This is a genomic window from Mycobacterium sp. TH-M25 (genome assembly GCF_057473665.1).
Genome location: NZ_JBYCLA010000007.1, coordinates 1 through 8,036 on the forward strand (window position 1 = coordinate 1; position 8,036 = coordinate 8,036).

General features: G+C 65.7%; 8 protein-coding genes and 1 tRNA gene. 4 read left to right on the plus strand and 5 right to left on the minus strand.

All coding sequences use genetic code 11. The features are described from left to right. Window positions 1-91 (minus strand): PPE domain-containing protein (locus AC2VOU_RS00180; protein ID WP_486955534.1); only part of this gene is annotated, 91 nt, incomplete at its 3' end. A gap of 52 nt (window positions 92-143) precedes the next feature. Next, complete coding sequence (locus AC2VOU_RS00185; RefSeq protein ID WP_486955530.1) at window positions 144-1,400, minus strand: PPE family protein; 1,257 nt, start codon at window positions 1,398-1,400, stop codon at window positions 144-146. A gap of 474 nt (window positions 1,401-1,874) precedes the next feature. Here AC2VOU_RS00185 and AC2VOU_RS00190 point away from each other — a divergent pair, with 474 nt between their 5' ends. Beyond that, window positions 1,875-2,261, plus strand: a complete 387-nt coding sequence (locus AC2VOU_RS00190) for a MerR family transcriptional regulator (RefSeq protein ID WP_486955535.1) — start codon at window positions 1,875-1,877, stop codon at window positions 2,259-2,261. A 75-nt stretch (window positions 2,262-2,336) separates the two neighbouring features. Here the strand turns inward: AC2VOU_RS00190 and AC2VOU_RS00195 are convergent. Further along, window positions 2,337-2,413: transfer RNA gene (locus AC2VOU_RS00195), tRNA-Leu, on the minus strand. A gap of 98 nt (window positions 2,414-2,511) precedes the next feature. Between AC2VOU_RS00195 and AC2VOU_RS00200 the strand changes: the two genes are divergently transcribed. Next, window positions 2,512-3,132 (plus strand): ANTAR domain-containing response regulator, encoded by a 621-nt coding sequence (locus AC2VOU_RS00200; protein WP_486955531.1) that lies wholly within the window; start codon window positions 2,512-2,514, stop codon window positions 3,130-3,132. An 85-nt stretch (window positions 3,133-3,217) separates the two neighbouring features. Here AC2VOU_RS00200 and AC2VOU_RS00205 read toward each other — a convergent pair whose 3' ends face one another. Both AC2VOU_RS00205 and AC2VOU_RS00210 read right to left on the minus strand, forming a co-directional pair. Then, entirely contained in the window at window positions 3,218-4,417 is a 1,200-nt protein-coding gene (locus tag AC2VOU_RS00205) for a lipid-transfer protein (protein WP_486955532.1), read from the minus strand. 10 nt (window positions 4,418-4,427) lie between these two features. Then, window positions 4,428-4,910, minus strand: coding sequence for a Zn-ribbon domain-containing OB-fold protein (locus AC2VOU_RS00210; protein WP_486955533.1), 483 nt, complete (start codon window positions 4,908-4,910; stop codon window positions 4,428-4,430). Window positions 4,911-5,081: 171 nt separating this feature from the next. Between AC2VOU_RS00210 and polA the strand changes: the two genes are divergently transcribed. After that, entirely contained in the window at window positions 5,082-7,745 is a 2,664-nt protein-coding gene (polA, locus tag AC2VOU_RS00215; RefSeq protein ID WP_486955536.1) for a DNA polymerase I, read from the plus strand. 185 nt (window positions 7,746-7,930) lie between these two features. Further along, the coding region (locus tag AC2VOU_RS00220) for a hypothetical protein (RefSeq protein ID WP_486955537.1) at window positions 7,931-8,036 on the plus strand (106 nt) is incomplete at its 3' end.

Sequence of the window (8,036 nt, forward strand, 5' to 3'; positions counted from 1 at the left end):
AGGCGCCCGCCGCGGCCAGCAGCGGAGTCGAGCCCGCACCGCTGTACATCCGCGCCGAATTGACCTCCGGGGGCAACGCGCCATAATCCATCACCAAACTGATCCTCTTCGAGTCCCCGTCACGACATCGGCCCCATCACCGCTCACTCACCACGCTCCGAGATCACGAAAATGTTGGAGACGTTCTCTGCGGTGTCCGCCGCGCATGCGCTGCCCCACTCCACCGATCCTGCGTGACCGCGAGATTTGAGCACGGAACGCCCGGCCAGATTCGACGCTCCCACCTTGGCCGACAGACCAAAGCGACCCTGGGCGGGCAACGCCGCCGGCAGGGCCTCGTTGATCAACGCGTCGGGATCTTCGGCGCTGACCGCCGCGCTGTCGGCCGGGCCGGGTGGATCGGATGCCGCCGACGCCACCGCGGCGGTCTTGACGGTAGGCGCAGCGACCGTCCAGGCCTGCGGGACCGCCAGGCCCCCAACCATATCGGCGCGGGCCAGCTCCCCCCATACGGTGTTTATCACGGTCACCGATGCCGACCCGGCAGGAGCATCCAGCGACGCGGTCGCAGCCGCTGCGCCCGGCGCCTCAGCGGCATCGGCAAGCGCCTGCGGGAGCAGATAGAGCTGTGCTGCCAACAGCTCCGGAATCGCGCCGATTTCGAAAAGCAGAAATGGTGATAGCCGGCCGGTGAAGTAATCGTCCAAAGCCGACAGCAAAGAGGGCGCCCCAGCACCGGCTTGAGCATTGGCGGCCGTGACACCGGGCATCGCCTGAGCCATCGCTGACAGCGCCTGAGGCAACGATTGAGCCTGCGCGCCGGAGGCATTGGCCGCGGCATGAGCGAGCGCTAGACCCTGGCTTGCGGCGCCGTTGGCGTCGGTGGTGCGCGGTGGGGCGACGAACGGTGTCAGCACGGACGCGGCCGAGGCCGAGGCCGCATACCCGTACATCGCTGCCGCATCTTGAGCCCACATCTCGGCGTAGAGCGCTTCAGTCTGTGCGATCGCCGGGGTGTTCTGCCCCAAGAAATTGGTGGCGATCAACACCGCCAACTGGGTGCGGTTGGCCGCAATTACCGGCGGCGGCACCGTTGCGGCGAAAGCATCCTCAAACGCCACCGCCGCAGACGTGGCCTGCTCAGCGGTCCTTTCGGCATGGCCGGCCGTTGCGACCATCCACGCCGCGTACGGCTGCGATGCAGCCACCATTGCCGCCGACGACGGACCCCGCCACCCGGAGGTCAGCGCCGAGACTTCCGAACTGTAGGCCGACGCCGCACCGTACAAGTGGTCTGTTAACTGGCCCCAGGCCGCGGCCGCTGTACGCAACGGGCCCGACCCGGGACCGCTGTACATGCGACCCGAATTGACCTCGGGCGGCAACAAGCCGAATAGCATCAGTCGACAACCTCGCCAGTCCATTCTCTTCAGCAGCAGAAATGACAACCGCTACTGCTGCAGACGTCTAGACACTGCGCCCGTCAGCCCACCCGCATATTGAGGTCGCCGACTCGACTCAGCGACGCCGTGCCGACTGTGTCCGCCAGCCTGCACGACTCCGTAATACTGCTGAGGCCGCACTCGCAATGACGGCTACCTCGGTCGCGGCTTGCATACAAATCTACCCTCCAGTGAGAGTAGATTTCAAAGCGGCCACGCTATAAAGCGGCCACGCCATGGTGTGACGACCGCAACACGCCTCTGCGAGAGCCACCGACGTGGCCCGGCTGCTGGGCTTTCAGCATGTACCCAGACGGCATCCGGGTACATTGAGCCGAGTCCGCTGTGCCACTCCCAGCCGGCCCGCTCCGCTGACCACTCGCGGCGAGTCAAGGAGGCGACCAACAAGTGAGCAGCCCCGTAGGCCGCCCGATGCAAATCGGACAAGTTGCCGCCAAAACCGAGCTCTCCATCCGCACAGTCCGTCACTACGACGAGGTAGGCCTGGTTACCCCCTCGGCGCGCTCAGTCGGAGGATTTCGGCTCTACACCGAACACGACGTCCAACGACTCCTGATTATTCGGCGAATGAAGCCCCTCGGATTCACCCTCGCGGAGATGAAAGAACTGCTCGACTCCTTCGACATTCTCGGCGACTCCACCACGACCGGCGCACAACGCTGCACCGCAGCCAAACAGCTCAGCGACTACCGGGACAAAGCAGCCGAAAGCGTTGCACGGCTGCGTCGACAACTCGCCTACGCCAACGAATTTGCCGATCTCGTATCCGCACGTATAGAGGCGGCAACCCAACCCTGAAGGTGATCGCCACGGACCGTCGGTGCGCAACATCTGGAGTGCGATCGGCGAAGTGATTTGTTCGCCTGGCGTTTTTGGTGCCCTCGGTGAGATTCGAACTCACACTGGACGGGTTTTGAATCCGTTTCCTCTGCCAGTTGGGATACGAGGGCCTGCGCACTACGGCCTCCCACCATAGAGGATCGGTTCCGGCGCGCCGACTAATAGCCCCGCAGTCGTGGATCGGCGCGGTTCGCGAGAGAATGTCTCCATGACCGAGGATGAAGCCCGAATCGCGCACCGGGTTCTGATCGCGGAGGACGAGGCGCTGATTCGGCTCGACCTGGCCGAGATGCTGCGCGAAGAAGGCTACGAAGTCGTCGGAGAGGCCGGCGACGGCCAGGAAGCCGTCGAGCTGGCCGAACAGCTCAAGCCCGACCTGGTGATCATGGACGTCAAGATGCCGCGTCGCGACGGCATCGACGCTGCGTCGGAGATCGCCGCCAAGCGCGTCGCGCCAATCGTGATACTCACCGCGTTCAGCCAGCGCGACCTCGTCGAAAAAGCCCGTGACGCCGGCGCGATGGCTTACCTGGTGAAGCCCTTCACCATCTCGGACCTGATTCCTGCGATTGAAGTGGCGCTGAGTCGATTCAGCGAAGTCAAGGCGCTCGAGAGCGAGGTCGAGACGCTGTCGGACCGGCTGGAGACCCGCAAGCTGGTCGAACGGGCGAAAGGTCTGCTGCAGGCCAATCAGGGCATGACTGAGCCTGAGGCGTTCAAGTGGATTCAGCGTGCGGCGATGGACCGCCGCACGACCATGAAGCACGTCGCCGAAGTCGTCTTGGAGACCTTGGACGTCTCGAAGGACGCGCCACCGGCGGCGAAGTAGACGCGACTGTGCAGCTTACGTGTGCCGAAACAACGACTTGGCACTCACGAGCTGCACACTCGACGAGGCCACAGCCCCATCGCGGCTAGCGCGCGACGATCACCGAGGAGCCGTGGCCGAACAGGCCCTGGTTCGCGGTGACGCCGACGGTGGCGCCTTCCACCTGCCGCCCGGTGGCCTGACCGCGCAACTGCCAGGTCAACTCGCAGACCTGCGCGATCGCCTGGGCGGGAATGGCCTCACCGAAGCACGCCAGCCCCCCAGACGCGTTGACCGGCACCGTGCCGCCGATGGTGGTGGCGCCGCTGCGCAGCAGCGCTTCGGCTTCGCCTTTGGGGCACAGGCCCAGATGCTCGTACCAGTCGAGTTCCAGCGCGGTGGACAGGTCGTAGACCTCGGCCAGGCTGACGTCCTCGGGCCCGATGCCTGCCTCGGCGTAGGCCGCGTCGAGGATCTGGTCTTTGAACACCCGCTCGGGCGCAGGCGCGACAGCAGTGGAATCCGTTGCAATGTCTGGCAATTCGGGCAGGTGCTGCGGGTACTGCGGCGTCACGGTGCTCACCGCGCGCACCGACGGCACGCCGTCGAGGGAGCCCAGGTGCTTGCGGGCAAAGTCCGCGCTGGCCACAATCAGGGCGGCCGCGCCATCGGAGGTGGCGCAGATGTCGAGCTGGCGCAGCGGGTCGCTGACCACCGGGCTGGCCAGCACGTCTTCGACCGAGGATTCCTTGCGGTACCGCGCATTCGGGTTCTGCAGGCCGTGCTGCGAGTTCTTCACCTTCACTTGGGCGAAGTCTTCCGCCGTCGCCCCGTACAGATCCATCCTGCGACGAGCGAGCAGGGCGAAGTACACCGGGTTCATCGCGCCGATCAGGTGAAACCGCTGCCAGTCCGGGTCTCCTCGGCGTTCGCCGCCGACCGGGGCGAAGGCGCCCTTAGGGGTGGTGTCGGCACCGATGACCAGCGCGACGTCGCAGAACCCGGCCAGGATGTGGGCGCGTGCGCTCTGCAGTGCCTGCGATCCGCTGGCGCAGGCGGCATAGCTGGAGCTGACCGGCACGCCGTTCCAGCCGAGCTTCTGCGCGAACGTCGACCCGGCGATGAAGCCGGGGTAGCCGTTGCGGATGGTGTCGGCCCCCGCGACCAACTGGATCTGCTGCCAGTCCAGGCCCGCTTCCGCCAGTGCGGCGCGGGCGGCGACGACGCCGTATTCGGTGAAGTCTCGGCCCCACTTGCCCCACGGGTGCATGCCGGCGCCGAGGATGTAGAGCGGATCGGGACTCATTTCGCGATCCTCATTTGCGCCGCTCCTTTTCATCGCTTCGCTCTGCATCGTCACCGGCGCGCCTCCAGGCGTGCACGAGGCGTTCGACCCCGTCGGCGTCGGTGAACAGGGTCATGGTGGCCAACTCCATCGCCATGCCGACTTTGAGATCGGCGGCCAGGGTGCCCTCGACGACCTTGCCCAACACGATGATGCCCTCGTCGGCGAGTTTCACCGCGGCAATAGCGAACGGCTCGAACGGATCCGGAGCAGGGTAGGGCGCCGGCGGGGGATAGCGGTTTTCGGTGTAGCTCCACAGTGTCCCGCGCCGCGATAAGGCGACGGCCTCTAGTAGGTCGCTGTCGCAGGCCGGATTGGGGCAGTTGTTCTCCCGCGGCGGGAATACGTAGGTGCCGCACTTCGGGCACTTACTGCCGATCAGATGCGGATTGGCGGTCTCGTCGGTGGCGAACCATCCGTCGATTGCCGGTTGTTTGCTGGTGACCTCGGGCACCGGGCCAGCCTACCCAGACCGACCCTAAAACTGAAACGTGTTGCAGTTCGAGGCGGTGGACGTCGCTACTCGGCGTCGGACCCAGTGCCTAGAGTTGAGGCCGTGAGCCCAGCCAGGACCGCGAGCAAGAAGACACAGGCCGGCAAGGCCACCGACGACAAGCCCACCTTGATGCTGCTGGACGGCAACTCGCTGGCATACCGGGCCTTCTATGCGCTGCCCGCCGAGAACTTCAAAACCCAGGGCGGACTGACCACCAACGCGGTGTACGGGTTCACCGCGATGCTGATCAACCTGCTGCGCGACGAGGCGCCCACCCACATCGCCGCCGCCTTCGACGTGTCGCGTCAGACGTTTCGCTCCGACCGCTACCCGGAATACAAGGCCAACCGGTCGAGCGCCCCGGACGAGTTCCGTGGTCAGATCGACATCACCAAGGAAGTCCTTGCGGCACTGGGCATTACGGCCCTCGCCGAGCCCGGCTTCGAAGCCGACGACGTAATCGCCACGCTGACTACCCAGGCAGAGAACGAGGGCTACCGGGTTTTGGTGGTCACCGGTGACCGCGACGCGCTACAGCTGGTCTCCGACGACGTGACGGTGCTGTACCCGCGCAAGGGGGTCAGCGAGCTGACCCGCTTCACCCCGGCGGCCGTGGTCGAGAAGTACGGCCTGACGCCAAAGCAGTACCCCGACTTCGCCGCGCTGCGCGGCGACCCGAGCGACAACCTGCCCGGCATTCCCGGCGTGGGGGAGAAGACCGCGACCAAGTGGATCGCCGAATACGGGTCGCTGCAGGCGCTCGTCGACGACGTCGATTCGGTGCGCGGCAAGGTCGGCGACGCGTTGCGGGCCAACCTGTCCAGCGTGGTACTCAACCGCGAGCTCACCGATCTGGTCCGTGACGTGCCGCTGGCCCAGACACCGGACACGTTGCGGATGCAGCCCTGGGACCGCGACCAGATCCACCAACTGTTCGACCAGCTCGAGTTCCGGGTGCTGCGCGACCGGCTGTTCGACACGCTGGCCGCCGTCGAACCGGAGGTCGACGCAGGGTTCGACGTGCGCGGGGGAGCGCTGGAGCCCGGCACGGTCGCGCAGTGGCTCACCGACCACGTCGCCGACGGTCGCCGTGCCGGCCTGGCAGTGGTCGGGACGCATCTACCCTACGGCGGCGACGCAACCGCCCTGGCGATCGCCGCCGCAGACGGCGACGGCGCCTACATCGACACCACCACCGTCACACCCGAGGACGACGCCGCGCTGGCCATTTGGCTGGCCGACCCCGAAAAGCCGAAAGCCTTACACGAGGCCAAGTTGGCCATCCACGACCTCGCCGGACGCGGCTGGACGCTGAACGGCGTCAGCTCCGACACCGCGCTGGCCGCCTATCTTGTTCGGCCCGGGCAACGCAGCTTCACCCTCGACGACCTGTCGCTGCGTTATCTGCGTCGCGAATTGCGCGCGGAAACATCGGAGCAGCAACAGCTTTCGCTACTCGATGACAGCGACGGCGTCGACGAGCAAGCCGTGCAGACCGCGGTGCTGCGCGCCCGTGCAGTCGTCGACCTTGCCGACGCCCTGGACGTCGAACTGGACCAGATCGACTCGACGTCGCTGCTGGCCGAGATGGAACTGCCGGTGCAACGGGCGCTGGCGGCCATGGAAGCTGTCGGTATCGCCGTCGATCTGGACCAATTGAACTCGCTGCAAAGCCAATTCGGCGACCAGATCCGTGCTGCCGCCGAAGCGGCCTATACCGTGATCGGTAAGCAGATCAACCTCGGCTCGCCAAAACAGCTGCAGGTGGTGCTGTTCGACGAGTTGGAGATGCCGAAGACCAAGCGGACCAAGACCGGATACACCACCGACGCCGACGCGCTGCAGACGCTGTTCGACAAGACCGGGCATCCGTTCTTGCAGCATCTGCTGACCCACCGCGATGTCACCCGGCTGAAAGTGACCGTCGACGGCTTGCTCAATTCGACGGCCGCAGATGGCCGTATCCACACCACGTTCAACCAGACCATCGCGGCGACTGGCCGGCTGTCGTCCACCGAGCCCAATCTGCAGAACATCCCGATCCGCACCGACGCCGGCCGGCAGATCCGCGACGCCTTTGTGGTGGGCGCGGGCTACGCCGAGCTGATGACGGCCGACTACAGCCAGATCGAGATGCGGATCATGGCCCACCTGTCCCGCGACGACGGCCTGATCGAGGCGTTCAACACCGGCGAGGACCTGCACTCGTTCGTCGCGTCGCGGGCCTTCGGGGTGCCGATCGAGGAGGTCACCGCCGAGCTGCGGAGACGGGTCAAGGCGATGTCCTATGGCCTGGCCTATGGGCTGAGCGCCTACGGATTGTCCGCTCAGCTCAAGATCTCCACCGAAGAAGCCAAAGAGCAGATGGACCAGTACTTCGCGCGGTTCGGCGGTATTCGGGCCTACCTGCTGAACGTCGTCGAGCAGGCCCGCAAGGACGGCTACACCTCCACGGTGCTGGGCCGTCGCCGCTATCTGCCGGAGCTGGACAGCAGCAATCGGCAGGTCCGCGAGTCCGCCGAGCGGGCCGCGCTCAACGCGCCGATCCAAGGCAGCGCGGCCGACATCATCAAGGTCGCGATGATCGAGGTCGACAAGGCGCTCACCGAAGCGGGGCTGGCCTCGCGGATGCTGCTGCAGGTCCACGACGAGCTGCTGTTCGAGGTCGCCGAGGGTGAGCGCGAACAGCTCGAGGCGCTGGTACGGGACAAAATGGGCGGTGCATACCCGCTTGACGTGCCGTTGGAGGTGTCGGTGGGCTACGGCCGGAGCTGGGACACCGCCGCGCACTAGCGTCCGTCGGCCGACCGATCACGACCAATTCGCGGCTTCCCCGGGAGATGCCGGCGGGCCGGGTTTGGCCTGCATAGGCCCAGTCGAGTAGCCTCGACGAGATAGTCCGGTAGCGCTTCCGGGCGATCGAATTAAATCCAGCACTTGTCCCTACGAGTTCAACCTGTCCGGAGCTACCCAACAATATGCCGAGTCCCACTGTCACCTCGCCGCAAGTAGCCATCTACGACATTGGCTCGAGCGAGGATTTTCTCGCCGCCTTCGATAAAACAATCAAGTACTTCAACGATG